The sequence below is a fragment of the Streptomyces sp. NPDC058008 genome (assembly GCF_042886395.1).
Classification (GTDB): domain Bacteria; phylum Actinomycetota; class Actinomycetes; order Streptomycetales; family Streptomycetaceae; genus Streptomyces.
The window spans coordinates 97,354-118,796 of the sequence record NZ_JBHVQX010000001.1 but is presented as its reverse complement, the minus strand read 5'-3'; the positions used below and the strand labels follow the sequence as shown (position 1 = coordinate 118,796).

Genomic DNA, 21,443 nt, shown 5'->3' with positions numbered 1-21,443 from the left:
GGGGGTGCACAAGCGTTCACCCTCAGGGTAAACGCTTGTGCACCCCTCGACTCCCCACGGGGCGGCACCGGACACGGGGCACCCCGCCCTCGCATTTGCATATACATGCGCGCGAGTGCATACTCTTCCTATGTCTAAGGTTCTCACCTCCCTGCCCACCGGCGAGCGCGTCGGCATCGCCTTCTCCGGCGGACTCGACACCTCGGTCGCGGTCGCGTGGATGCGCGACAAGGGTGCCGTCCCGTGCACCTACACCGCCGACATCGGCCAGTACGACGAGCCCGACATCGCCTCGGTGCCCGGCCGCGCGAAGGCCTACGGCGCCGAGATCGGGCGCCTCGTCGACTGCCGGGCGGCGCTGGTCGAGGAGGGCCTGGCCGCACTCGCCTGCGGCGCGTTCCACATCCGCTCGGGCGGCCGCGCGTACTTCAACACCACGCCGCTCGGCCGCGCCGTCACCGGCACCCTGCTGGTCCGGGCGATGCTGGAGGACGACGTCCAGATCTGGGGCGACGGCTCCACGTTCAAGGGCAACGACATCGAGCGGTTCTACCGCTACGGGCTCCTCGCCAACCCCCACCTGCGCATCTACAAGCCGTGGCTCGACGCCGACTTCGTGACGGAGCTGGGCGGCCGCAAGGAGATGTCGGAGTGGCTGGTGGCCCACGGGCTGCCCTACCGCGACAGCACCGAGAAGGCGTACTCCACCGACGCCAACATCTGGGGCGCCACCCACGAGGCGAAGACCCTGGAGCACCTGGACACCGGTGTGGAGACCGTCGACCCGATCATGGGCGTCCGGTTCTGGGACCCCTCGGTCGAGATCGCCACCGAGGACGTCACGATCGGCTTCGACCAGGGCCGCCCGGTGACGATCAACGGCAAGCCGTTCGCCACCGCGGTCGACCTGGTGATGGAGGCCAACGCGATCGGCGGACGCCACGGCCTGGGCATGTCGGACCAGATCGAGAACCGCATCATCGAGGCGAAGAGCCGCGGCATCTACGAGGCGCCCGGCCTCGCGCTGCTGCACGCCGCCTACGAGCGCCTCGTCAACGCCATCCACAACGAGGACACCCTCGCCCACTACCACAGCGAGGGCCGGCGTCTGGGACGGCTGATGTACGAGGGCCGCTGGCTGGACCCGCAGGCGCTGATGGTCCGCGAGTCCCTCCAGCGCTGGGTCGGCTCGGCCGTCACCGGCGAGGTGACGCTGCGGCTGCGGCGCGGTGAGGACTACTCGATCCTGAACACCACCGGCCCCGCCTTCAGCTACCACCCGGACAAGCTGTCCATGGAGCGCACCGAGGACTCGGCGTTCGGCCCCGTGGACCGCATCGGCCAGCTCACCATGCGCAACCTCGACATCGCCGACTCGCGCGCCAGGCTGGAGCAGTTCGCGGGCCTCGGCCTCGTCGGCACCTCCCAGCCCTCGCTGATCGGCGCGGCGCAGGCCGCGGCGACCGGCCTCATCGGCGCCATGCCCGAGGGCGGCGCCCAGGCCATCGCCTCGCGCGGCGAGGTCTCCGGCGACGACGAGCTGCTGGACCGCGCCGCCATGGAGTTCGGCACCGACTGACGGGTGCCCGCCCGGTCCGCCCGGCCGGGGACCTATCCTCGGACACGCCGGATCCACGGCGTACGGACAGGCAGGAAGGCGAAGGTGGCGGCAATGGCGAAGGTCCCGGCAGCGGCAGTGGCGGCGGGCGGTCTCCTCGGCGGATACGGAATCGCCCGCTGGACCGGGAAGCGTCCACTGGGCGGCGTCGCCCTGGCCGCCGCCGGGTCGGCGGCAGCGTACGAGTGGAACCGGCAGGCCGGGGCCCGCGCGGCCACCGGGCTGACCGTCGCCTACGTCGCCGCCTTCGCCGGCTCGCACCCCCTGGCCAGGAAGCTGGGCGCCTGGCCCGCGGTCCTCACCGTGGCGGGCGGGGTCGCCGCCGCCTCATGGGCGGTCACCCGGCGCGCCGCGCGGTAGACCCCAGGCCCCGGTCACGGCGGCGGACCAGGTGACCGGGACCCGCCCCCACGGCACGGCGGGCGGAGCGGCCCGGCCCGGCGGACGGCACCCGTCCGAGAAAGTCCGGCCCCGGGGATTGAACACGGGCGCCAAGGGGTGCGTACTGGGGGTTGCAACTCCCCGCGTGACCCGGGGACGTGTCCGTGCGACAGGACGGGCACGCCCCCGGTCAGCCTCCCAGCGCGTGCGACACCGAGTAGATCGCCAGCCCGGCCAGCGCGCCCACCACCGTGCCGTTGATCCGGATGAACTGCAGGTCGCGGCCGATGTGCGCCTCGATCTTCTTCGAGGTCTGGTCCGCGTCCCAGCCGGCCACCGTGTCGCTGATCAGCGAGGTGATCTCCGTGCGGTACGTCGTGACGACGTACGCCGCGGCATCCTCCAGCCAGCCCTCCAGCTTGGCCTGCAACCGCTTGTCCGTGGACAGCTTGGCGCCCAGCGACATCAGCGACGCGCGGGCCCGCATCCGCAGCTCGCTGCGCTCGTCCTCGGCCGCCGCGATGATCATCGTGCGCACCGAGGACCAGGCGGAGGCGATGACGTCCTGGACCTCACCGCGCCCCAGGATCTCCGACTTCAGCCGCTCCACCCGGGCCCGGGTGTCCGAGTCGGTCTGGAGGTCGGCGGCGAAGTCCGTCAGGAACGTGTCGATCGAGCCGCGCGCCGGATGCCCCGGCATGTCCCGCATCTCCGTGACGAAGCGCAGCAGCTCCTTGTAGACCCGCTCCCCCACCCGCTTGTCGACGAACCGCGGGGTCCAGCCCGGCGCCCCGCCCTGCACCGCGTCCATCACGGAGTCCCCGTGCAGGACGAGCCAGTCGTGCGCCCGCACGCAGACGAGGTCGACGACCCTGCGGTGGCCGCCGTCCGCGACGATCTTCTCCAGCATCTTGCCCATCCCCGGGCCGACTTCCGCCGCGTCGGCCCGCCGGGTGATCGCCTCCCCGACGACCGCCTGCACATCGGAGTCCCGCAGCACGGTCAGCGCCCCGCGCAGCGCGGTGGCCAGCTCGGCGGTGACCCGGTCCGCGTGTTCCGGCTCCGACAGCCAGGCACCGAGCCGAGCCCCGACCCCCAGCGCGTGAATTCGGTCACGAACGACGTCCCCGGAGAGAAAATTCTCGCCCACGAAGGAACCGAGCGACGCCCCCAGCTGATCCTTCTTGGTGGGGATGATGGCGGTGTGGGGGATGGGCAGACCGAGCGGGCGCCGGAAGAGCGCCGTGACGGCGAACCAGTCCGCCAGCGCACCCACCATCCCGGCCTCGGCGGCCGCTGCGACGTAGCCCGGCCAGCCGCCCACACCCGCGTTCTTCGCCCAGGTGGCGAGGACGTACACGAGCGCGACGAGCAGGAGCAGACCCGTGGCGGTGGTCTTCATACGGCGCACGCCGCGCTGCTTCTCCTCGTCGGCCGCGGTGTACGCGAAGCCGCCCAGGCCCGGCCCCGGCCGCCCGCCGGAAGCCTCCGGTGCCGTTCCCTGTCCCGCGTCCTGTTCCATCCGCTCCACCCGTCCGCGTACGCGTCACGCCGTGCCGTACGCATTGTCCCTACCTGACCTACTCCTGGGCCGCACGTCGAGTTCCCCGGGGCCTGTCGCATCATGAGAGCAGCCCGGACAGCGGGCCGGACACCGCAAGGAGAAACACCGCAGATGCCCAGGCGCCAGGGGTACGCCCTGCTCATCGCCCTCGTGGCGGGAACCGCGACGCTCGCCACCGCCGCCGCGTTCGGCACCTCGCTGGTCTCCGACGGACCCCGGACACCGCCCGGCGGGACCCGGAACCACACGGCGGCCCTCGATCCCGCCGCACCGGCCACCTCCGCCGGCACCTGGGTCGCCACCTGGACCGCGGCCCCCGTCAGCGCGGAACCGCATGCCGGACAGGGCTACCCCGGCCGCACCATCCGCAACATCGTGCACACCAGCGTCGGTGGTGACGCCGCCCGCATCACCCTGTCCAACCTCTTCGGCGCCACCCCGCTCGTCGTCGACCGGGCAGCGGTCAACACGCGCCCGGTGACCTTCCGGGGGCGGCCCACCGTGACCGTCGCCCCGGGCCGGCAGGTCGTCAGCGACCCCGTCGTCGTACCCGTCGCCCCCGACGCCGACCTGGAGGTCACCCTCCGCACCCCCTACGCCGACGGGCCCGTCACCCAGCACCCCAACACCCACCAGACCTCCTTCCTGGCCGACGACCACGGCACCTGGAGCACCACCCGGTGGCGCTACCTGACGGCCGTCGACGTCCGCAACACGGCCTCGCCCGGCGCGATCGTCGTCATCGGCGACTCCCTCACCGCGGGCAGCGGTTCCACCACCGACGCCAACAGCCGCTGGACCGACGTCCTCTCCGACCGCCTCGGACACGCCTACGGGATCGCCAACCAGGGCATAGCCGGCAACCGCCTGCTGCGCGACAGCCCGCTCACCGCGAACGGCGTGAAGAACCTGGGCGGCCCGAGCGCCACCCACCGCTTCGAGCGCGACGTCCTGTCCGTCGCCGGCGCGAAGACCGTGATCATCGCGCTCGGCATCAACGACGTGCAGCAGTTCCCCCAGGAACCCGACGCCCGGCGCATCACCTCGGGACTCCGCTCCCTCACCGAGCGCGCACACGCCCGGGGACTGCGGGTCGTCGGGGCGACACTGACGCCCTTCCAGGGATACGGAACCTGGACCCCCGCACGCAACAGCGTGCGCCTCGCCGTCAACCAGGAGATCCGCTCCGGCCGGATCTTCGACGCGTACCTCGACTTCGACCGGGCCGTACGGGACCCGTACGCGCCCCAACGCGTCCTGCCCGCATACGACTCGGGCGACCGGCTCCACTTCAACGACGCCGGCTACCGGGCCCTGGGCCGCGCCATAGACCTCGACGCCGTGGACGGGACACCGAAGTCCGACGCCTTCTGACGCACCGGGGCCGTCCCGCCGGGACGGCCGCCGTCGCGGACCGCCCGGCTCAGCCGAGCTCCTTGCGCCCGTCGCCCTCGTCACGCCGCAGCCGCTCGCGCTCCTGCTCCTGGAGCCGCCGCTTCGCCGCCCTGGTCCGCTTGCGCTCCACACCGACCCCGCCCATCAGCGCGAACCCGGTGATCTTCACCCGCGGGGCGTCCGGAGCGGGCTCCGCCTCCTCGTCGAGCTTGGAGTGCTCCCCGAAGCCGCCCATGATGCCGAGGCCGCTGACCTGGACGTTGAGGTCCGGCGGCACCGTCACCTGCATACCGCCCATGATCGTGAAGCAGCGGATCACGACGTCGCGCTCCGCGAAGTGGGCCTCCCGCAGATCGATCTCGCCACCGCCCCACATCGCGAACGCGGTGAACCTGGGCCCCACCGTCCAGCGGCCCTTGCGGTTGAACCCGCCCCAGAAGGCGAACGCGCCCGAGGAGGTGGCCGTGCCCCCGATCCGGGCCGGCCAGCCGGCGGACGAGCCCTTGCGCTCGGCCACCGCACCGGTCACCGGCCCGGCGGCACCGCCCGGCACCGGGAGATCGCGTACGAGGGGGACCAACTCCCCGTGCGTGCGCGCCTTGAACGTCGCGTCGAGCCGCTGCTCGAACTCGTCCATCTCCAGCCGGCCCTCGGCCACGGCCTCCCGCAGGGTCTCCGCGACCCGCTCACGTTCCGCGTCGGAGGCACGCATGTCCGGGCTTTCACTTGTCATACCGCGCACCCTATAGAGCAATCCCCGAAGGGGCCTAGTGAGCCGGATCCGACACGTACATCTTCGCGATCACCGACTCGATGTCCGGCTCCCGCACCGACAGATCGACCAGCGGATAGTCCGCCGCGATGCGCGCCACCAGCGGCGCTGCCGACGCCGACGCGGGGAACGCCAGCCACTGCCGGGGCCCCTCCACCTTCACGACCCGCACCGAGGGCTCCGACCCCAGCTCGATCGGCGGGAGTTCGCGCTCCAGGTCCACGACCAGGGTGCGCTCGCTCTCCCCCACCTCGTGCAGCCCGGCGAGCGCGCCGTCATACATCAGCCGGCCGTGGTCGATCACCATCACCCGCTTGCACAACTGCTCGATGTCGGTCAGGTCGTGCGTGGTCAGCAGCACCGTCGTGGACCGCTCCGCGTTCAGGTCCCTCAGGAATCCGCGCACCTTGGCCTTGGACACCACGTCCAGCCCGATGGTCGGCTCGTCCAGGTACAGCACCTCCGGATCGTGCAGCAGCGCCGCCGCGATGTCGCCCCGCATCCGCTGCCCCAACGACAGCTGACGCACCGGCACCTCCAACAGCGCGCCCAGATCGAGGAGTTCGACGCACCGCTCCAGGTTCTCCCGGTAACGCCGGTCAGGGATCCGGTACATGCGGTGCATCAGCGCGTACGAATCACGCAACGGCAGGTCCCACCACAGCGTCGTACGCTGCCCGAACACCACCCCGATCCGGTGCGCCAGCTTCGTGCGCTCCCGGGAGGGGTCGATCCCCGCGACCCGCAGCCGGCCGCCGCTCGGGGTGAGAATGCCCGTCAGCATCTTGATCGTCGTCGACTTGCCGGCCCCGTTCGGGCCGATGTAGCCGACCATCTCGCCGCGCGGCACCCGGAAGCTGATCCCGTCCACCGCCCGCACCTCACGCCGTTCACGCCGCATGAAGCCCGTCCTGCGGCGCACGTCGAAGACCTTCTCCACGCCGTCGAGCTCGATGAAGTCCATCTCGTCCACGCCCACTCCTCAGCTTCCCGTACTGCGGTACGCCCGCAGCCCCTTCCGCCACGCCAGCCCCGCGAGCACCCAGCACCCCGCGGCGACCACCGGCGGCAGGAACGCCACCCACCGGGGCAGGTCCAGCGGATAGTCCCGGCCCAGCACGTACAGGGCCGGCAGCCAGCTCACGAACGCCAGCGGCACCACGAAGGTCACCCCGCGCACCAGGTCCTTCGCGAACACCGACGGCGGGTACTGCAACAGCGTCGTCCCCCCGTACGTGAACGCGTTCTGCACCTCCGAGGCGTCCTGGGCGAAGAACTGGAACGCCGCCCCCACCACGAACACCGCCCCGAAGATCGCCGCCCCGCTCAGCAGCGTCAGCGGCAGCATCACCACCTTCAGCGGCGTCCACGCGATGTCCAGCGACAGCAGGGCGTAGCCCAGCACCAGCAGCCCCTGCGTGATCCGCCCCAGCCTGCGCAGCGCGAACCGGTCCGCCGCGACCTGCGCGAGCACGGGCACCGGCCGCACCAGGAGCGTGTCCAGCGTCCCGTCCCGCACCCGTCGCCCCAGCCGGTCCATCGACCCCATCACGAGGTCGGCCAGCCCGAACGCGGTCGCCGACGTCCCGTAGAGCAGGGCGACCTCCGGCAGGGTGAACCCGCCCAGCACGTCGACGTGCGCGAACATCAGCATGATCGTGACGAAGTCGAAGCCCGTCGCCACGAAGTTCCCGACGGCCGTCATCACGAACGACGCGCGGTAGGCCATCGTCGAGCGCAGCCACATCGTCACGATCAGCCGGTACGCCCGCACGCCCTCGACCAGCCGCGACCGCTCGGCGAACACCACCCCCGGCTCCACGGCCCGCCGCCCGGCCCCGGCCTCCACCTCAGCCACCCTGGACCACCACCCTCCTGGTCGCCACCGACTGCAACAGCCGCCCCGCGAGCAGCAGGACCACCGCCCAGCCGGCCTGGAAGACGTACGCCCCCGCCAGATCCCAGCCCGTGTGCCGGCCCAGGAACACATCGGCCGGCACCTGGAGCAGGGACGACCACGGCAGCGCGCGGGCCACCTCGCCGAGCACCCCGGGGAACAGGTTCAGCGGCAGCAGCATCCCGGAGAAGAACAGCCCCGCCAGCCAGGCCATCTGCATGGCCCCGGCCCCGTCCATCAGCCAGAAGGCCGACAGCGCCACCAGGAACCGCACCGCGAAGCTCACCACCACCCCCAGCGCCACCGACACCAGGAAGGCGAGCCAGGTCCACGGCGAGGACGGCAGCGCCAGATCGAAGGCCAGGGCCCCCAGCACCAGCGGAACGATCCCGCGCCCCAGCAGATGGAACGCCGCCCGGCCCAGGTCCCCCGCCAGCCACCACAGCTGGAGGTCGACGGGCCGGTACAGGTCGACCGCGATGTCGCCCGTACGGATGCGCTCCATCAGCTCGTCCTCGAAGCCGCCGCCCATCATCGCGCAGGTCATCAGCAGGGCCTGGCCCAGCCACACGTAGGTCAGCGCCTGCGACATGTCGTACCCGCCGAGCTGCGGGCGCTCGTCCCACAGGGCCGTGTAGGTGTAGGCCATGATGAAACCGAAGACGGTGTTGGTGAACACCCCCGCGAGCGTCGCCATCCGGTAGGTGGCGTACCGCCGGAACCCGCCGGCCGCCACCACGGCATAGAGCCGCACCCTCGCCCCCCTCCTCCGCCAAAGCGCACGACCCTAGTCCACCGCGACAGGCCGCCGCGACCCCGTTTCCGTGCGGGAAGTCCGAGGGTTCTCCGCCCGAAAAGTGCACTATAGGAAAATCATCCGCAGTCGAGGAGCCTCCACCGTCATGAGCCACGAGCCACCGCAGCACAGCGGAGACCCTGGTCAGCAGGGCTCCGAGGGCTGGGCCCCCCGAGAACCCTCGGCCGCGGCCCCCGCACCCGACACCCAGCACACGAACGGCGCAAAGGAACCCGAGGAGCGCACGAAACGCCCCAAGCGGCCCAAGCGCACCGGCTGGCGTCGCGCCCTCCCCACCTGGCGCATGGTGCTCGGAGGCCTCCTCCTGCTCGCGGTCCTCCTCGTCGGCGGATTCATCGCCGGCTACCAGCTCGTCGACATCCCCGCGGCCAACGCCGCCGCGACCGCCCAGTCCAACGTCTACACGTACGAGGACGGCACCGTCATCGCCCGCGACGGCGAGATCGACCGCGAGAACATCCCCCTGCGGCGCGTCCCCCGCACCATCCAGCACGCCGTACTCGCGGCCGAGGACCGGGACTTCTACTCCGAGGACGCCATCGACGTCAAAGCCACCTTCCGCGCCGGCTGGAACACCCTCACCGGCAAGGGCAGGCAGGGCGGCTCCACCATCACCCAGCAGTACGTCAAGAACTACTACCTCGGCCAGGAACAGACCGTCGTCCGCAAGGCCAAGGAACTCTTCATCTCCATCAAGCTCGACCGCGAACAGAGCAAGGACGAGATCCTCGAGGGCTACCTCAACACCAGCTACTTCGGGCGCAACGCCTACGGCATCCAGGCCGCCTCCCACGCCTACTACGGCAAGGACGTCGAGGACCTCGACGCCGGCGAAGGCGCCTACCTCGCCTCCCTGCTGAACGCCCCCAGCTCCTACGACGTCGTCGCCCACCCGGAGAACAAGGACGCCGTGCTCGCCCGCTGGCACTACGTGCTCGACGGCATGGTCGAGCACCACTGGCTCAGCGCCGCGGACCGCGACGCCATGGCGTTCCCCGTCCCCGGCGAGGCCAAGCCCGCCACCGCCCTCTCCGGCCAGCGCGGCTACATCGTCCAGGCCGTCGAGGCCTACCTCGTCAGCAACCGGATCATCACCGAGGCCACCCTCGCCACCGGCGGCTACCGCATCACCACCACGCTCCGGAAGAAGAAGCAGGACGCCCTCGTCGAGGCGGTCAAGGACAACGTCCTGTCCAAGACCAGCGACGACCGCGAGGCCGACCGCAACGTCCGCGCGGGCGGCGCCTCCATCGACCCGGCCACCGGCGAGGTCGTCGCCCTCTACGGCGGTGTCGACTACACGAAGCAGTACGTCAACAACGCCACCCGCCGCGACTACCAGGTCGGATCGACGTTCAAGCCGTTCGTCCTGGCCGCCGCCCTCGCCCACGGGTCCACCACCCAGAAGGACCGCCCCATCACCCCCAACACCCGCTACGACGGCACGAACGAACGCACCGTCCAGGGCACCACCGGATCCACCGACTACTCCCCCGCCAACGAGGACGACGTCGACTACGGCTCCATCACCGTCCGCGAGGCCACCGACAAGTCCGTCAACGCCGTCTACGCTCAGATGGCCCAGGACGTCGGCCCCGCCCAGGTCAGGGACACCGCCATCGCCCTCGGCGTCCCCAGCGGCACCCCCGACCTCACCGCCTCCCCCTCCATCGCGCTCGGCCCCGCCACCGCCAGCGTCCTCGACATGGCCTCCGCCTACGCCACCCTCGCCGACCACGGCAGGCAGCGCGCCCACACCCTCGTCTCCAGGATCAGCAAGAACGCCACCGACCTCGACCTCCCCGCCAGGACCACCCGACGGGCCATCAGCCGCGAAGCCGCCGACACCACCACCTCCGTCCTGCGCAGCGTCGTGGACGGCGGCACCGGCACCGCCGCCGGGGGAGCCGGACGCCCCGCCGCGGGCAAGACGGGCACCGCCGAGGAGGACAAGGCCGCCTGGTTCGCCGGCTACACACCCGACCTCGCCACCGTCATCGCCGTCATGGGCCAGGACCCCGGGACCGGCGTCCAGAAGCCCCTCTACGGCGCACTCGGCCTGGCCCGCATGAACGGCGGCGGCGCACCCGCCCAGACCTGGGCCGCGTACACCAGGGCGGCGCTGGAGGGCAGCCCCGTCAAGGACTTCCAGCTGGAGGCCGACGAGGGCCCCGAGGAGCCCGACCCCGACGGGAGCCCGGACCCTGACGGAAGCCCCTCCCCCGGACACTCCAGGAAGCCGGGGGACGGCCGGGGCACCGGGAAGCCCGGCACCCGCGAGCCCCGTGAGGAACGGGACAGCGCCCGCTCCCACGCACCGGACGCCCCCTCAGGAGCCCACGGAGGGCCCCGCACCGCAGACCCCGCCACCGCGTCGGCCACACCCGGCCCCGTCGCCCGGCCGGCCGTCCGGCACCCCCTCACCGGGCCGGACCGCCAGGACCCGGCCGGTCCGGACGGCGACCGCCCCGCGGGCGACGGCCCCGGTGACCCGCGCGAAGGGGGCGGGCAGGACCCCCAGGGCCCCACCCGCCCCTGACCACTCAGTGCCCGGACGTCGCCTTCAGCCCGACGACGGCCACCAGCAGCAGACAGACGAAGAAGATCCGGGCCGCGGTCACCGGCTCGTTCAGCACCACCATGCCCAGCACCGCCGCACCGGCCGCGCCGATCCCCACCCACACGCCGTACGCCGTCCCGATCGGCAGCGTCTTCGCCGCCTGCGCCAGCAGCGTCATGCTGGCCACGATCCCCAGCCCGGTGAACACGCTCGGCCACAGCCGGGTGAACCCCTCGGTGTACTTCATCCCGATCGACCAGCCCACTTCCAGCAGCCCGGCCACGATCAGCAGCACCCACGCCACGACAGCACCTCCACGACGGATCACGCGGACAACACGGGTGCGTCGTCTTTGCGGAAACCCGGTACGGCGCGTCTCGTCGGGGGTCACACCACCGTAGCGACGAACAGCCGAAAGGCCCGGTGACGACCGTCACCGGGCCCACACGAAACAGTCGCCTACAGGTACAGCCCGGTCGAATCCACCGAACCCTCGAACCGGTCCGCCGCCACCGCGTGCAGGTCCCGCTCGCGCATCAGCACGTACGCCACACCCCGCACCTCGACCTCGGCGCGGTCCTCCGGGTCGTACAGCACCCGGTCGCCCGGCTCCACGGTCCGCACGTTCTGGCCCACCGCGACCACCGCGGCCCACGCCAGGCGCCGCCCGACCGCCGCGGTCGCCGGGATCAGGATGCCGCCGCCCGACCGCCGTTCACCCTCGGGTGAATCCGACCGGACCAGCACACGGTCGTGCAGCATCCGGATCGGCAGCTTGTCGTCGGTGTTGCTCATGCCGTTGTCGCTCACGCGCAGAAACCTACCTGCCCCGGACCGCTCCACACGCCCCAGGGCCGCCCGGAATCCGCCCTCAGCGCCGCTTGCGCCGCGTCGACACCGTCAGCAGCGCCACCGCTCCGGCCACCACCAGCGCCGCCGGGATCACGCGCTCCAGCCGCGGCGAACCGTCCTCTGCCACGAACTGCGCCTTCACGTCCGAGACCGAGCGGTTCACCGCGACGAACGCACGCCCGGCCGTCCGGTCCACCGTCGACGCGACCCTGGCCTTCGCGTCGCCGATCATCGTCTTCGGGTGCACCCGCACCCCGATCTCGTCCAGCACCACCGCAAGCTGCTCGCGCCTGCTGATGATGTCCGCCTCGATCTGCGCAGGGGTCCTGGTATCCGACACTGCGCCGCCTCCGTGGTCGTCGTCGGGTAAACCGTCATCGACAGTCTGTCAGCTCGGCCGCCCCCACACCCGGCGGCACCCCCTATTACGCTCGGTGCCACACAGCACGCGTGCCACTCGAGGAGAAACATGAGCGAGCGACTCCAGACCGGCGACACCGCCCCCGCCTTCACCCTTCCGGACGCCGACGGGAACGACGTCTCGCTCTCGGACCACAAGGGCCGCAAGGTCATCGTCTACTTCTACCCCGCCGCGCTCACCCCCGGCTGCACCAAGCAGGCCTGCGACTTCACGGACAACCTCGACCTCCTCACCGGCGCGGGCTACGACGTCATCGGCGTGTCGCCCGACAGCCCGGAGAAGCTCGCGAAGTTCCGCGAGAAGGAGAACCTGAAGGTCACCCTGGTCGGCGACCCCTCCAAGGAGACCCTGGAGGCCTACGGCGCGTTCGGCGAGAAGAAGCTCTACGGCAAAGTGGTGACGGGCGTGATCCGCTCCACCGTCGTGGTCGACGAAGAGGGCAAGGTGGAGAAGGCCCTCTACAACGTCAAGGCGACCGGTCACGTCGCCAAGATCATCAAAGACCTGGGTATCTGACCCCCATTCGTGGGCATACCAGCCCACAATGGTGTGAGCGAGGTCGCAAACACCCGTTGATCCGGTTTGCAACCGCCATGACTGCGCAGAAGCCTTTCCTGGAACACCGTTCGACGAAAGGAACCGGCCATGGCGGCCTCCGACCCCCACCAGGCGGCCGACCCTGATGCGGTCAAACGCCACCCGGCGCTCTTCCGGGTCATCCGGAAGCGCCAGAACCCCCGGCTCCGTCGCACGGACATCACGATCACCGACGACCAGGCGGTCAAGCGCGCGGTGAAGGCCGCCTCGCTCGGTAACGCCATGGAGTGGTTCGACTTCGGCATCTACTCCTACCTGGCCGTCACCCTCGGGCACGTCTTCTTCCCCTCGGGGAACGACACCACCCAGCTCCTCTCGTCGTTCGCGACCTTCGCCGTGGCCTTCCTGGTCCGGCCGCTCGGCGGCATGTTCTTCGGCCCCATGGGCGACAAGATCGGCCGTAAGAAGGTGCTGGCCCTCACCATGATCCTCATGGCGGTCGGCACCTTCGCGATCGGCCTCATCCCCTCCCACGACACCATCGGTGTCTGGGCCGCGGTCCTGCTCATCTTCTTCCGGATGCTCCAGGGCTTCTCCACCGGCGGCGAGTACGGCGGCGCCTCGACCTTCATCGCCGAGTACGCCCCCGACAAGCGCCGCGGCTTCTTCGGCAGCTTCCTCGAATTCGGCACCCTGGCCGGGTACGTCGGCGCCGCGGGACTCGTCACCCTGCTGTACGCCCTCCTGGACACCGGCCAGATGGAGTCCTGGGGCTGGCGCATCCCGTTCCTCGTCGCCGGTCCCCTCGGCCTCGTAGGCCTCTACCTGCGGCTCCGCCTGGACGAGACCCCCGCCTTCCAGAAGCTGGAGGGCGGCACCGCCCACGCCACCGAGGCCGCCGACCACGTCGAGTCCACCGCGAAGGGCGACCTCGCGAAGATCTTCCGCCAGTACTGGCCGACGCTGATCCTCTGCATCGCCCTCGTCGGCGCGTACAACATCACCGACTACATGCTGCTGTCGTACATGCCGACGTACCTCTCGGACGAGCTCGGCTACAGCGAGACGCACGGCCTGCTCATCCTGCTCGCCGTGATGGTCTTCCTGATGATGATCATCAGCAGGTTCGGCAAGCTCTCGGACCGCTACGGCCGCAAGCCGCTGCTGATGGCGGGCATGCTCGGCTTCCTGGTCCTGTCCCTGCCGTCCTTCCTGCTGATCCGGCAGGGCAGCATCCCGGCGATCGTCATCGGCATGGTGATGCTGGGCCTCTCCCTGGTCTGCATGCTCGGCACGATGTCCGCCGCCCTGCCGGCCCTGTTCCCGACCAACGTCCGCTACGGCTCCCTGTCGGTCGGCTACAACCTCTCGGCCTCGATCTTCGGCGGTACGACCCCGCTGGTGATCACGGCCCTGATCAGCTGGACCGGGTCGAACCTCATGCCGGCGTACTACGCGATGGCGGCGGCCCTGGTCGGCGTGATCGCGGTGGCCTGCATGAAGGAGACCGCCAACCAGCCGCTGGCCGGCTCCCCGCCCTCGGTGGAGACGGAGGCGGAGGCGGCCGAACTGGTCCACTCCCAGACGCCGGACCCGAAGTTCTGACGCGCGCTCCGCACGGAAGGGCCCGTACCGCATCCCCCGGGAGCGGCACGGGCCCTTCCGCGTCCCGTACGCGCGGGTGCGGTGTGGCGCAGGCGGTTCGACCTCTTCCCTCCCGCCGCGCATTCCCCTTGTAGACTGCGGGGTGCACGCGCGAGTGCTGGAACTGGTTAGACAGGCTGGTTTTAGGTACCAGTGCCCTAGTGGCGTGAGGGTTCGAGTCCCTTCTCGCGTACCGCACGAAAGGCTCAGCCCGTCCCCGTACGCGCTGAGCCTTTCCCGTGCCGGTCTCAGCCCACCAGCTCCCGCACCACCGGTACCAGCGCCCTGAACGCCTTGCCGCGGTGGCTGATCGCGTTCTTCTCCGCCGGGGTCAGCTCCGCGCAGGTCCGCGTCTCGCCGTCCGGCTGGAGGACCGGGTCGTAGCCGAAGCCGTACGCGCCCGCCGGGGCAGTGCGCAGCGTGCCCGTGAGGCGGCCCTCGACCACGCGTTCCGTGCCGTCGGGGAGGGCCAGGGCCGCGGCGCAGGCGAAGTGGGCGCCGCGGTGCGGGGCGTCGATGTCGGAGAGCTGGGCGAGGAGCAGGTCCAGGTTGGCCGCGTCGTTGCCGTGGGCGCCGGCCCAGCGGGCCGAGAAGATGCCGGGGGCCCCGCCGAGCACGTCGACGCAGAGGCCGCTGTCGTCGGCGACGGCGGGGTGGCCGGTGGCCCGGGCGAGGGCGTGCGCCTTCAGGAGGGCGTTCTCGGCGAAGGTGGTGCCGGTCTCCTTGACGTCGGGGACGTCGGGGTACGCGTCCGCGCCGACGAGGTCGTGGGTCAGGCCCGCGTCGGCGAGGATCGCGTGGAGTTCGGTGATTTTCCCGGCGTTGCGGGTGGCGAGGATCAGGCGCGTCATGCGTCGATTATCACCGTCCGGTCAGGGGGTGCAGACCTTGCCGATCTCGGTGGCCGCGTCGGTGACGGGGGTGAGGTCAGGAGTGGTGTCGCCCTTGTCGAGGGCGTCGCGGACGTTGGTGACGCCGGCCCGGAGGCCGTCGACGGCCTTGCTCAGGTCGGCGTCGTCCGTGGTGTCGCCGAGGTCCTTGATGTCCTGGTCGATCCGGTCGAGTGCCTCCGAGGCCTGTGTCGGGTCGTCGGAGGCACTGGACACCGCCTGCTGGAGGCTGTTGACGCTCGTGGCGATGGCGTCGGCGGTGCGGACGCAGTCCATGGCCTTGTCGACGGCTCCGCAGCCGACGGCCGCGGTGAGGGTCAGCAGGGCGGCCGTGACGGTGAGTGCGGTGCGTTGATGGCGGCGCGAGGCCATGGTGCGGTCCCTCCCCGGGGCGGATACGTGGACGGGCGCACGGTTCGACCCGTGCGCCCGTATCCGCTACGACGCTGTGCCCTGCGCTTTTGGTTGCTTCTTTACCCGGCGAGTGTGCGGGCGAGCGCCTCCTCCTGAAGCTTGGCCAGGTCGGTGCAGCCGCCGGTGGCGAGATCGAGGAGCGCGTTGAGCTCGTCACGGTCGAAGGGCGCGGCCTCGGCGGTGCCCTGGACCTCGACGAAGCGGCCGTCGCCCGTGCAGACCACGTTCATGTCCGTCTCGGCGCGCACGTCCTCCTCGTAGCAGAGGTCCAGGAGGGGGACACCGTCGACGATGCCGACGCTGACCGCGGCGACGGTGCCGGTGAGGGGCTTGCGGCCGTGCTTGACGAGCTTCTTGCCCTGGGCCCAGGCGACGGCGTCCGCGAGGGCGACGTAGGCACCGGTGATGGCGGCGGTGCGGGTGCCTCCGTCGGCCTGGAGGACGTCGCAGTCGAGGACGACGGTGTTCTCGCCGAGGGCCTTGTAGTCGATCACGGCGCGCAGGGAACGGCCGATGAGACGGCTGATCTCGTGGGTGCGGCCGCCGATCCTGCCGCGTACGGACTCGCGGTCGCCGCGGGTGTTGGTGGAGCGGGGCAGCATGGAGTACTCGGCGGTGACCCAGCCTTCGCCGCTGCCCTTGCGCCAGCGCGGGACGCCTTCGGTGACGGAGGCGGTGCAGAAGACCTTGGTGTCGCCGAAGGAGACGAGCACGGAGCCTTCGGCGTGCTTGCTCCATCCGCGTTCGATGGTGACCGGGCGGAGCTGTTCGGGGGTGCGGCCGTCGATACGAGACATGGGGCCGAGCCTATCGGCTGGGCGGGCCGGGTCCGTTCGGGTGCACGGCAGGCCCCGCTCCTCGCCGGTCGGGGGGCGGAGCGGGGCCTGCGCGTGGGACCGTGGTGGGCCGGCGGGGTCAGCCGGTCACATCATGTCTTCGATGTCGGCGGCGATCGGGTCGGCGTCGGTGCCGATGACGACCTGGATCGCGGTGCCCATCTTGACGACGCCGTGGGCGCCGGCGGCCTTGAGCGCGGCTTCGTCGACCTTGCTGGGGTCGTGGACCTCGGTGCGCAGGCGGGTGATGCAGCCTTCGATCTCGTCGATGTTCTCGATACCTCCGAGCCCGGCGACGATCTTCTCAGCCTTGCTGGCCATGTCCTTCTCCCTGGTCTGTGCGTGCGTGGGGGCGGCCCACCGTGGGTCTGTTTCATCACGGTAACGCACGGTTGGACCAACTTCACGGGCGGGTAACCGCACCGTCCCCCATGATGACGATCACCGGCGCCCCGCCTTCCGACGGGGCTCCGCACCGTACCGAACTGGTCTACACCAGTTTGCGGGAACCGCCAAACCCCGCCTGTTCCGGGAGGACGCCGATGAGCTCGAACGCGGCCGCACCACCGCAGCGGACCTGGTGGAACGGGCCGGTGCAGGGGTTGCAGAAGGTCGGCCGGAGCCTTCAGCTGCCGGTGGCCGTCCTGCCCGCCGCGGGCCTCCTCGTCAGCCTCGGCAACCTCTTCGACTCCTCCCTGCACGGCGCCTTCTGGGACAAGTTCGCGAAGGTGCTCCTCAACGGCGGCACGGCGATCCTCGACGGCGAGGTGGGACTCCCCCTCCTCTTCTGCATCGGGGTCGCGATCGGGTTCGCGAGGAAGGCGGACGGCTCGACGGCGCTCGCCGCCGTCGTCGGCTTCCTCGTCTACCGGGGCGTGCTGACGGCCTTCCCGGTGGACGGCTCGGTGACGGACGCGACCCCCGACGGGGTGCCGCAGAACCCGGGGGTCCTGGGCGGCATCCTCATCGGCCTGCTGACCGCCGTCGTCTGGCAGCGCTACCACCGTACGAAGCTGGTGGACTGGCTCGGCTTCTTCAACGGGCGCCGCCTGGTACCGATCCTGATGGCGTTCCTCTGCGTGATCCTGGGGGTGCTGTTCGGCCTGCTGTGGCAGCCGGTCGGTGACGCGCTGACCTGGTTCGCCAAGCAGCTGATCGATCTGGGCGCCTGGGGCGCGGCGATCTTCGGCTTCGCGAACCGGCTGCTCATCCCCATCGGCATGCACCAGTTCCTGAACACCTTCTTCTGGTTCCAGGCGGGCGAGTTCACCAGCCCCGACGGCAGCACCGCGCAGGGCGACATCTCACGCTTCTTCGCCGGGGACCCGTCCGCGGGACAGTTCACCTCGGGGTTCTTCCCGATCATGATGTTCGGCCTGCCGGCCGCGGCGCTGGCCATCGCCCACACCGCGCGCCCGGAGCGGCGCAAGGAGGTGTCCGGGCTGATGCTGTCCGTGGCGCTGACATCGTTCGTGACGGGGGTGACCGAGCCCCTGGAGTTCTCGTTCCTCTTCGTCGCCCCCCTGCTGTACGGGGTGCACGCGGTCCTCACCGGGGTGTCGATGGGCGTGACGTGGGCGCTGGGCGTCCACGCGGGGTTCAGCTTCTCGGCGGGACTGATCGACTACGTCGTCAACTGGCACCTGGACACGAAGCCTTGGCTGATCATCCCGATCGGGCTGTGCTTCGCGGTCGTCTACTACGTGATCTTCCGGTTCGCGATCACGAAGTTCGACCTCCAGACCCCGGGACGCGAACCCGCCGAGGTGGAGAAGAAGATCGAGGACGACCTCACGAAGTAGGCGCCCCCGCCCGGCCCCCGAAGCCCCCGGACCCCCCGGTCCGGGGGCTTCGACGCGTCACCCAGGGTGGCGGGTGCACTACGGGGCAAATTGAAGGTTCCTTATCTAACCCTCACCGTGCTAAAACTGGTCTACACCACTCAGTGGTCCAGACCACGCGGCCGTTTCTGCCGCCGCGTTCCTCGAGTCGCCGCCCACCCCATCACCTGTCCCCGGCGGCGCCTTGCCAACTGGAGGAAGTTGATGAGTACGGACACCGCTCCGGCCGCCCCCGCCAAGAAGCGGGGCGCCGGCGTGATGGCTGTGATGCAGCGCATCGGCCGCAGCCTCATGCTGCCCGTCGCCGTCCTGCCCGCGGCGGCGCTGCTGGTCCGGCTCGGCAATGCCGACATGCTCGGCCGCGAGTCGTTCCCCACCGTCATCACCAAGCTGGCCGGCTACATGGCGGCGGGCGGCGGCGCCATCCTCGACAACATGGCCCTGCTGTTCGCCGTCGGCATCGCCATCGGCTTCGCGAAGAAGTCGGACGGTTCGACGGCGCTCGCCGCGGTGACCGGTTACCTGGTCTTCCAGAAGGTGCTCGCCACCTTCACCGACAGCAACCTGCCCCAGGTCGCGAGCGTGGCCGACGGCAAGATCGTGATGAGCGACGCCCCGGTCAACGCGGGTGTGCTCGGCGGTGTCGTGATGGGCATAGTCGTGGCCCTGCTGTACCAGCGGTTCTACCGCACGAAGCTGCCCGACTGGGCGGGCTTCTTCAGCGGCCGCCGCCTGGTCCCGATCCTCTCGGCCTTCGCGGGCCTGGTCATCGGCATCGTCTTCGGCGTCATCTGGCCGGTGCTCGGCACGGGCCTGCACAACTTCGGTGAGTGGCTGGTCGGTTCGGGCGCCGTCGGCGCGGGCATCTTCGGTGTCGCCAACCGCGCGCTGATCCCGGTCGGCATGCACCACCTGCTGAACTCCTTCCCGTGGTTCCAGGCCGGCGAGTACAACGGCGCCCACGGCGACATCGCCCGCTTCCTCGCGGGCGACCCGGACGCCGGGCAGTTCATGACCGGCTTCTTCCCGATCATGATGTTCGCCCTCCCCGCGGCCTGCCTCGCGATCGTGCACTGTGCCCGCCCCGAGCGCCGCAAGGTCGTCGGCGGCATGATGTTCTCCCTCGCGCTGACCTCGTTCGTCACCGGTGTGACCGAGCCGATCGAGTTCACCTTCATGTTCATCGCCCCGGTGCTGTACGCGATCCACGCGGTGCTGACCGGTGTCTCGATGGCCCTGACCTGGGCGCTCGGTATGAAGGACGGCTTCGGCTTCTCGGCCGGTCTCGTCGACTTCCTGCTGAACCTGGGCATCGCGTCGAAGCCCTGGCTGCTGGTGCTGATCGGCCTCTGCTTCGCGGTCGTCTACTACGTGGTCTTCCGCTTCGCGATCACGAAGTTCAACCTGCCGACGCCGGGCCGCGAGTCCGACGAGGAGCTCGCCGAGCTCCAGAAGGCCGAGGCCAAGTAGTCCGGCCCGGTCGCGCACGGTACGGCGAAGCCCCTCACCTCCCGCGCGGAGGTGAGGGGCTTCGCCGTACCGTCGCCGGTCCCTAGACCTCGTACACCGCGCCGGGGACGGCCAGCTCGACCGGGCCCTCGTAGACCTCGCGGGCGTCGGCGAGGTTGCGTTCGGCGTCCGTCCACGGCGGGATGTGCGTGAGGACCAGCCGTCCCGCTCCGGCGCGGGCGGCGTACTCGCCTGCCTCGCGGCCGTTGAGGTGGAGGTCTGGAATGTCCTCCTTGCCATGGATGAACGATGCTTCACAGAGGAACAGGTCGGCGTCCTCGGCGAGTTCGGCCAGCGCTTCGCAGGTTCCGGTGTCGCCGGAGTACGTCAGGGTGCGCCCGTTGTGCTCGATCCTGATGCCGAACGTGTCGACGGGGTGGCGGAGCTTCTCCGTGCGGACCGAGAAGGGGCCGATATCGAACGAGCCGGCCTTCAGCGTCTGGAAGTCGAAGACCTCGCCCATCGCGTGGTCGGACGGGGTGTCGGCGTGGGCCGTGGTGAGCCGCTGCTCGGTGCCCTCGGGGCCGTACACGGGGATGGCGGCGGGGCGTCCGCCGTCGAAGCGGTAGTACCGGACGACGAAGTACGCGCACATGTCGATGCAGTGATCGGCATGGAGGTGGCTGAGGAAGATGGCGTCGAGGTCGTAGAGACCTACATGGCGCTGCAGCTCGCCCAGGGCGCCGTTGCCCATGTCGAGGAGCAGCCGGAAGCCGTCGGCCTCTACGAGGTAGCTCGAGCATGCCGAACCCGCGGAGGGGAACGAGCCGGAGCAGCCGACGACGGTGAGCTTCATGGAGCGTGAACCTCCGAGGCGTGGGAACGGGGAGGGTTCGTGCGGTCCGTCGAGCGTAAGGCGCGAAAGACCTGGTCGCTCCTCCACGGCCTGCCGTTGTGGGGGAACTCACCTGTGCTGTCACCGGTTCGATGGAAGGCCGGGTGCCGCCGGGCGCCGGTACGGTCGGGGCATGAACTCGTGGTGGTGGGCGGCCGCGGCCGTCGTGGTCCTGCTGGCGCTCGTGGCGACGGTCTCCGATGCGCGGGGGCGGGGCGGGCGCGGGCCGCGTCGTCCCGGCGGGCGGACGCGCCCGCCCGGACGGGCGCCGCAGAGGGCTCCGCAGAAGAAGAAGGGGCGGCCGCACGGTGTGCCGCGGCCCGGGGAGATCTGGTGGGCCGACGTGCCGTTCGAGGACGGGCCCGGGTCGAAGGACCGGCCGTGCCTGGTGCTGTCGGTGCGGGGCGGAACGGCGGTCGTCGCCAAGATCACCAGCAAGCATCACACGGAGCGGCCCGGCGTGATCGCGCTGCCGCCGGGTGCGGTGGGCGACGCGCGGGGCCGGCAGAGCTTCCTGGAGACGGACGAGCTGCGGGACGTCGCGGTGTCCGGGTTCCGGCGGAAGGCGGGCGAGCTGGACGGGGCGGTGTGGGGGCGGGTGCGCGGCCTGGGCTGAACGCGCGGGAGGCGCGGGGCGGGGTGTTCCTCCCGTCCCGCGCC

General features: G+C 70.8%; 22 protein-coding genes, 1 tRNA gene and 1 riboswitch. Of the genes, 10 read left to right on the top strand and 13 right to left on the bottom strand.

Annotation, left to right across the window (positions count from 1 at the left end; genetic code table 11):
- Nucleotides 1-130: 130 nt before the first annotated feature.
- Nucleotides 131-1,579 carry an argininosuccinate synthase gene (gene argG / locus ACFVS9_RS00505; RefSeq protein ID WP_383113074.1) on the top strand — a complete coding sequence of 483 codons (1,449 nt, stop codon included), beginning with the start codon at nt 131-133 and terminating at the stop codon, nt 1,577-1,579.
- A 93-nt stretch (nt 1,580-1,672) separates the two neighbouring features.
- Nucleotides 1,673-1,978, top strand: coding sequence for a hypothetical protein (locus tag ACFVS9_RS00500; RefSeq protein ID WP_383113073.1), 306 nt, complete (start codon nt 1,673-1,675; stop codon nt 1,976-1,978).
- 211 nt (nt 1,979-2,189) lie between these two features.
- Here ACFVS9_RS00500 and ACFVS9_RS00495 read toward each other — a convergent pair whose 3' ends face one another.
- Complete coding sequence (locus ACFVS9_RS00495; RefSeq protein ID WP_389929151.1) at nt 2,190-3,521, bottom strand: DUF445 domain-containing protein; 1,332 nt, start codon at nt 3,519-3,521, stop codon at nt 2,190-2,192.
- Nucleotides 3,522-3,674: 153 nt separating this feature from the next.
- Here ACFVS9_RS00495 and ACFVS9_RS00490 point away from each other — a divergent pair, with 153 nt between their 5' ends.
- On the top strand, nt 3,675-4,937 hold the full coding sequence (locus ACFVS9_RS00490; protein ID WP_389929149.1) for an SGNH/GDSL hydrolase family protein: 1,263 nt from the start codon (nt 3,675-3,677) through the stop codon (nt 4,935-4,937).
- A gap of 49 nt (nt 4,938-4,986) precedes the next feature.
- Here ACFVS9_RS00490 and ACFVS9_RS00485 read toward each other — a convergent pair whose 3' ends face one another.
- The 4 genes from ACFVS9_RS00485 to ACFVS9_RS00470 are packed head-to-tail and all read right to left on the bottom strand — an operon-like array spanning nt 4,987 to nt 8,381.
- On the bottom strand, nt 4,987-5,670 hold the full coding sequence (locus ACFVS9_RS00485; protein ID WP_383113162.1) for a DUF1707 domain-containing protein: 684 nt from the start codon (nt 5,668-5,670) through the stop codon (nt 4,987-4,989).
- Nucleotides 5,671-5,725: 55 nt separating this feature from the next.
- Nucleotides 5,726-6,694, bottom strand: a complete 969-nt coding sequence (locus tag ACFVS9_RS00480) for an ATP-binding cassette domain-containing protein (protein ID WP_383113161.1) — start codon at nt 6,692-6,694, stop codon at nt 5,726-5,728.
- 18 nt (nt 6,695-6,712) lie between these two features.
- Entirely contained in the window at nt 6,713-7,579 is an 867-nt protein-coding gene (locus ACFVS9_RS00475; RefSeq protein WP_383113160.1) for an ABC transporter permease, read from the bottom strand.
- Between the two features lies 1 nt (nt 7,580).
- Nucleotides 7,581-8,381 carry an ABC transporter permease gene (locus tag ACFVS9_RS00470; protein WP_383113070.1) on the bottom strand — a complete coding sequence of 267 codons (801 nt, stop codon included), beginning with the start codon at nt 8,379-8,381 and terminating at the stop codon, nt 7,581-7,583.
- A gap of 148 nt (nt 8,382-8,529) precedes the next feature.
- On the opposite strand from ACFVS9_RS00470, the gene ACFVS9_RS00465 reads away from it, so the two are divergent.
- Nucleotides 8,530-10,983: a transglycosylase domain-containing protein gene (locus tag ACFVS9_RS00465; RefSeq protein ID WP_389929147.1), complete on the top strand. Its 2,454-nt coding sequence runs from the start codon at nt 8,530-8,532 to the stop codon at nt 10,981-10,983.
- 4 nt (nt 10,984-10,987) lie between these two features.
- Here ACFVS9_RS00465 and ACFVS9_RS00460 read toward each other — a convergent pair whose 3' ends face one another.
- The 3 genes from ACFVS9_RS00460 to ACFVS9_RS00450 form a co-directional block, all read right to left on the bottom strand.
- Complete coding sequence (locus ACFVS9_RS00460) at nt 10,988-11,308, bottom strand: DMT family transporter (protein WP_383113068.1); 321 nt, start codon at nt 11,306-11,308, stop codon at nt 10,988-10,990.
- Between the two features lie 36 nt (nt 11,309-11,344).
- Nucleotides 11,345-11,414, bottom strand: a riboswitch (guanidine-III (ykkC-III) riboswitch).
- 49 nt (nt 11,415-11,463) lie between these two features.
- A complete protein-coding gene (locus ACFVS9_RS00455) occupies nt 11,464-11,799 on the bottom strand; it encodes a co-chaperone GroES (protein ID WP_033298980.1) in 336 nt (111 codons plus the stop codon).
- Between the two features lie 76 nt (nt 11,800-11,875).
- The gene (locus ACFVS9_RS00450) at nt 11,876-12,196 is read right to left on the bottom strand and encodes a DUF3618 domain-containing protein (RefSeq protein ID WP_383113067.1); all 321 of its coding nucleotides are present in this window, start codon (nt 12,194-12,196) and stop codon (nt 11,876-11,878) included.
- 129 nt (nt 12,197-12,325) lie between these two features.
- Between ACFVS9_RS00450 and bcp the strand changes: the two genes are divergently transcribed.
- The 3 genes from bcp (at nt 12,326) to ACFVS9_RS00435 (ending at nt 14,651) form a co-directional block, all read left to right on the top strand.
- Nucleotides 12,326-12,793, top strand: a complete 468-nt coding sequence (gene bcp, locus ACFVS9_RS00445) for a thioredoxin-dependent thiol peroxidase (RefSeq protein WP_383113066.1) — start codon at nt 12,326-12,328, stop codon at nt 12,791-12,793.
- 129 nt (nt 12,794-12,922) lie between these two features.
- A complete protein-coding gene (gene proP / locus ACFVS9_RS00440; protein ID WP_389929144.1) occupies nt 12,923-14,419 on the top strand; it encodes a glycine betaine/L-proline transporter ProP in 1,497 nt (498 codons plus the stop codon).
- A gap of 148 nt (nt 14,420-14,567) precedes the next feature.
- Nucleotides 14,568-14,651, top strand: a tRNA-Leu gene (locus tag ACFVS9_RS00435).
- Between the two features lie 55 nt (nt 14,652-14,706).
- On the opposite strand, the gene rdgB is transcribed toward ACFVS9_RS00435, so the two are convergent.
- The 4 genes from rdgB to ACFVS9_RS00415 form a co-directional block, all read right to left on the bottom strand.
- Nucleotides 14,707-15,309, bottom strand: coding sequence for an RdgB/HAM1 family non-canonical purine NTP pyrophosphatase (rdgB, locus tag ACFVS9_RS00430; RefSeq protein ID WP_389929142.1), 603 nt, complete (start codon nt 15,307-15,309; stop codon nt 14,707-14,709).
- A gap of 21 nt (nt 15,310-15,330) precedes the next feature.
- Entirely contained in the window at nt 15,331-15,720 is a 390-nt protein-coding gene (locus tag ACFVS9_RS00425; protein WP_389929140.1) for a hypothetical protein, read from the bottom strand.
- A 101-nt stretch (nt 15,721-15,821) separates the two neighbouring features.
- Nucleotides 15,822-16,559 carry a ribonuclease PH gene (gene rph / locus ACFVS9_RS00420; protein ID WP_383113062.1) on the bottom strand — a complete coding sequence of 246 codons (738 nt, stop codon included), beginning with the start codon at nt 16,557-16,559 and terminating at the stop codon, nt 15,822-15,824.
- Between the two features lie 126 nt (nt 16,560-16,685).
- Nucleotides 16,686-16,919 carry a glucose PTS transporter subunit EIIB gene (locus ACFVS9_RS00415; RefSeq protein ID WP_014156020.1) on the bottom strand — a complete coding sequence of 78 codons (234 nt, stop codon included), beginning with the start codon at nt 16,917-16,919 and terminating at the stop codon, nt 16,686-16,688.
- Between the two features lie 221 nt (nt 16,920-17,140).
- On the opposite strand from ACFVS9_RS00415, the gene ACFVS9_RS00410 reads away from it, so the two are divergent.
- Together ACFVS9_RS00410 and ACFVS9_RS00405 are read left to right on the top strand one after the other, a co-directional pair.
- A complete protein-coding gene (locus ACFVS9_RS00410; RefSeq protein WP_383113061.1) occupies nt 17,141-18,400 on the top strand; it encodes a PTS transporter subunit EIIC in 1,260 nt (419 codons plus the stop codon).
- A gap of 243 nt (nt 18,401-18,643) precedes the next feature.
- A complete protein-coding gene (locus ACFVS9_RS00405; protein ID WP_383113060.1) occupies nt 18,644-19,909 on the top strand; it encodes a PTS transporter subunit EIIC in 1,266 nt (421 codons plus the stop codon).
- 82 nt (nt 19,910-19,991) lie between these two features.
- On the opposite strand, the gene ACFVS9_RS00400 is transcribed toward ACFVS9_RS00405, so the two are convergent.
- A complete protein-coding gene (locus ACFVS9_RS00400; protein WP_383117988.1) occupies nt 19,992-20,744 on the bottom strand; it encodes an MBL fold metallo-hydrolase in 753 nt (250 codons plus the stop codon).
- Nucleotides 20,745-20,916: 172 nt separating this feature from the next.
- Here ACFVS9_RS00400 and ACFVS9_RS00395 point away from each other — a divergent pair, with 172 nt between their 5' ends.
- Nucleotides 20,917-21,399, top strand: a complete 483-nt coding sequence (locus tag ACFVS9_RS00395) for a type II toxin-antitoxin system PemK/MazF family toxin (RefSeq protein WP_383117989.1) — start codon at nt 20,917-20,919, stop codon at nt 21,397-21,399.
- The last annotated feature ends 44 nt before the right edge of the window (nt 21,400-21,443 follow it).

Excerpts from the sequence above, each read along its gene's own strand:
- argG (WP_383113074.1), top strand. The coding sequence starts at position 131 with ATGTCTAAGGTTCTCACCTCCCTGCCCACCGGCGAGCGCGTCGGCATC.
- ACFVS9_RS00500 (WP_383113073.1), top strand. The coding sequence starts at position 1,673 with ATGGCGAAGGTCCCGGCAGCGGCAGTGGCGGCGGGCGGTCTCCTCGGC.
- ACFVS9_RS00495 (WP_389929151.1), bottom strand. The coding sequence starts at position 3,521 with ATGGAACAGGACGCGGGACAGGGAACGGCACCGGAGGCTTCCGGCGGG.
- ACFVS9_RS00490 (WP_389929149.1), top strand. The coding sequence starts at position 3,675 with ATGCCCAGGCGCCAGGGGTACGCCCTGCTCATCGCCCTCGTGGCGGGA.
- ACFVS9_RS00485 (WP_383113162.1), bottom strand. The coding sequence starts at position 5,670 with ATGCGTGCCTCCGACGCGGAACGTGAGCGGGTCGCGGAGACCCTGCGG.
- ACFVS9_RS00480 (WP_383113161.1), bottom strand. The coding sequence starts at position 6,694 with ATGGACTTCATCGAGCTCGACGGCGTGGAGAAGGTCTTCGACGTGCGC.
- ACFVS9_RS00465 (WP_389929147.1), top strand. The coding sequence starts at position 8,530 with ATGAGCCACGAGCCACCGCAGCACAGCGGAGACCCTGGTCAGCAGGGC.
- ACFVS9_RS00455 (WP_033298980.1), bottom strand. The coding sequence starts at position 11,799 with ATGAGCAACACCGACGACAAGCTGCCGATCCGGATGCTGCACGACCGT.
- bcp (WP_383113066.1), top strand. The coding sequence starts at position 12,326 with ATGAGCGAGCGACTCCAGACCGGCGACACCGCCCCCGCCTTCACCCTT.
- proP (WP_389929144.1), top strand. The coding sequence starts at position 12,923 with ATGGCGGCCTCCGACCCCCACCAGGCGGCCGACCCTGATGCGGTCAAA.
- rdgB (WP_389929142.1), bottom strand. The coding sequence starts at position 15,309 with ATGACGCGCCTGATCCTCGCCACCCGCAACGCCGGGAAAATCACCGAA.
- ACFVS9_RS00425 (WP_389929140.1), bottom strand. The coding sequence starts at position 15,720 with ATGGCCTCGCGCCGCCATCAACGCACCGCACTCACCGTCACGGCCGCC.
- rph (WP_383113062.1), bottom strand. The coding sequence starts at position 16,559 with ATGTCTCGTATCGACGGCCGCACCCCCGAACAGCTCCGCCCGGTCACC.
- ACFVS9_RS00415 (WP_014156020.1), bottom strand. The coding sequence starts at position 16,919 with ATGGCCAGCAAGGCTGAGAAGATCGTCGCCGGGCTCGGAGGTATCGAG.
- ACFVS9_RS00410 (WP_383113061.1), top strand. The coding sequence starts at position 17,141 with ATGAGCTCGAACGCGGCCGCACCACCGCAGCGGACCTGGTGGAACGGG.
- ACFVS9_RS00405 (WP_383113060.1), top strand. The coding sequence starts at position 18,644 with ATGAGTACGGACACCGCTCCGGCCGCCCCCGCCAAGAAGCGGGGCGCC.
- ACFVS9_RS00400 (WP_383117988.1), bottom strand. The coding sequence starts at position 20,744 with ATGAAGCTCACCGTCGTCGGCTGCTCCGGCTCGTTCCCCTCCGCGGGT.
- ACFVS9_RS00395 (WP_383117989.1), top strand. The coding sequence starts at position 20,917 with ATGAACTCGTGGTGGTGGGCGGCCGCGGCCGTCGTGGTCCTGCTGGCG.